This is a genomic window from Neoroseomonas rubea (assembly GCF_016106015.1).
Classification (GTDB): Bacteria; Pseudomonadota; Alphaproteobacteria; order Acetobacterales; family Acetobacteraceae; genus Neoroseomonas; species Neoroseomonas rubea.
This window is the reverse complement of sequence record NZ_JACADQ010000533.1, coordinates 1-1,771: the sequence shown is the minus strand read 5'-3', so window position 1 is coordinate 1,771 and position 1,771 is coordinate 1. Positions and strand designations below refer to the sequence as shown.

At 74.3% G+C, this 1,771-nt stretch carries 2 protein-coding genes and 1 pseudogene; 1 reads left to right on the top strand and 2 read right to left on the bottom strand.

Annotated elements, in window-relative coordinates; translation table 11 throughout:
* Positions 1-30: 30 nt before the first annotated feature.
* Positions 31-555 (bottom strand): outer membrane lipid asymmetry maintenance protein MlaD, encoded by a 525-nt coding sequence (gene mlaD / locus HW577_RS24540; RefSeq protein WP_198378714.1) that lies wholly within the window; start codon positions 553-555, stop codon positions 31-33.
* A 19-nt stretch (positions 556-574) separates the two neighbouring features.
* The gene (locus HW577_RS24535; protein ID WP_198378713.1) at positions 575-934 is read right to left on the bottom strand and encodes an NADH-ubiquinone oxidoreductase subunit NDUFA12 family protein; all 360 of its coding nucleotides are present in this window, start codon (positions 932-934) and stop codon (positions 575-577) included.
* A gap of 153 nt (positions 935-1,087) precedes the next feature.
* Here HW577_RS24535 and HW577_RS24530 point away from each other — a divergent pair.
* Positions 1,088-1,771, top strand: a pseudogene (locus HW577_RS24530) (hypothetical protein); the annotation flags it as partial.

The window sequence follows — 1,771 nt, the reverse complement described above, 5'->3', positions numbered from 1 at the left end:
CGTCGGCGCCGGGCCAGACGGTGGGCGCGCTCATCGCGGCGCGGGCGCCGGGGCCGGCGCCGGGGCAGGGGCGGGCTGGTCGGCGCCGCCGCGCTGCTGGTTCATCTCGGTGACCGAGAAGATGAAGCGACCGAGCAGGCTTTCGAGGCTGACCGCGCTCTGCGTGATCTCGATCTCCTGCCCGTCGCGCAGGATGCGGTCAGACCCGCCGGGCACTAGCGCAACGTATTTCCCGCCGAGCAGTCCCTCGCTCTGGATCTCGGCCGAAGTGTCGTGCGGCAGGCGCAGCCCGGCATCGACGCGCAGCGTCAGTACGGCCAGGAAGCTCTGTGGGTCGATCCGCTGTGCCACCACCTGGCCGATCTTCACGCCGGCAAGCCGCACATCGGCGCCCGCCGCCAGCCCGTCGATCCGGTCGAAGCGCGCGGTCAGCGACAGGCCGGGACCGCCCGAGATGGACCGGCCGCTGGTGGTGACCGCGTAGAACAGGAACAGCCCGGCGACCGCCAGGATGACGGCGCCGGTCAGCAACTCGGCAAGGCTGCGCTTCTGCATCGGGGATGGATGTCGGGGCTCAGCGCCCCGGCGTCCAGGCCTCGTAGTCGCCGGCGGTTGTCGGGCGCTGTCCGGCCGCGGCATCGTGGCCGGGCGGGCGCCACGCCTCGGCGGTGCCGGTCATGTTCGCGCGATGCTCCTTCTGCCAGGCGCGGCGGGGCGCGTCCTCCGGCAGCGGGGCATCGGTCGTGTGATGCAGCCAGCCCCACCATTCGGGCGGCACGGTCGAGGCCTCGGGCGTCCCGGCATAGGTGACGCGGCGCAGCGGGCGCCCGTAGGCGTCCTTGCGGCCCCGCGCGAGCCAGTAGGTGTTGCCGAAGCGGTCGCTGCCGACGCGGCGGCTGGTCAGGCGGATGATGAGATCGTCCAGAAAGGCCATCGGCATCCTCGGGGAGAGCCCGGAAACGGTTAGATGCCACAGCGGCGCCGCCGGCGCAAAGCCGGGACTATCCACAGGATATTGGGGTGAATCGCGCCCTGACACACAAGATGCGGCTTTCGCACCCGGGCGCGCCCGGCTAGCCTCGGGCCCATGGCTGGTCTCGCAGGCACTCTCTGGCAGTCCGTCGCGCTGCGCCGCACGCGCGCCGGGGCCGATCCCGACGCGCAACCGCGCCCCGTCGCCCTTCCCGCCGCCTGGGAGGATGAGGCCGCCGCCGCGGTCGCCGCCCTCGCGCCCGGCACAGGCCCCATCACCTTCCCGACCCTCGCCGAGGGCTGGATCCGGCGCGTGACCACGCGCGGCCGGCGTCTCGGCCTGATCGCCACGCCGGAGGAAGCGGACGCGCTGGCCGAGGAGCTTCGCGCCCTGCTGCTTGCCCGGCGCGGTGCGCCCGGCGCCGAGGTGTGGCGCGACCGGCGGGAGGAAGCGCGGTTCGTGCTCAACCTGCCGGCCTTCCTCGACGCCGACGGGTCCTTCGATGCGGCCGGCTATGCCCGCGCCGCGTCGCTCGGTGTCCGGGTGCTCGACATCCTTGGCCAGGGGCGGGCGCCGCGCCTGCGCTTGGGCTTCGCAGACCTCGCTGGCCTGCTCGCCGCGTTCCGCCTGCCCTATGCGGGGGAGGAGGCGCGCGCCGTCACGGCGGCGATCGCGGCGCTGACGCGCGGCGCGGCCGAGGCGGAATCCGGCCGCCTCGCCGAACGCCACGGCGCGCTGCATCCGGTCGCGCTGATCTGGCCCGAACCCCCGGCCGAGACGACGATCCCGGGCCTGGCC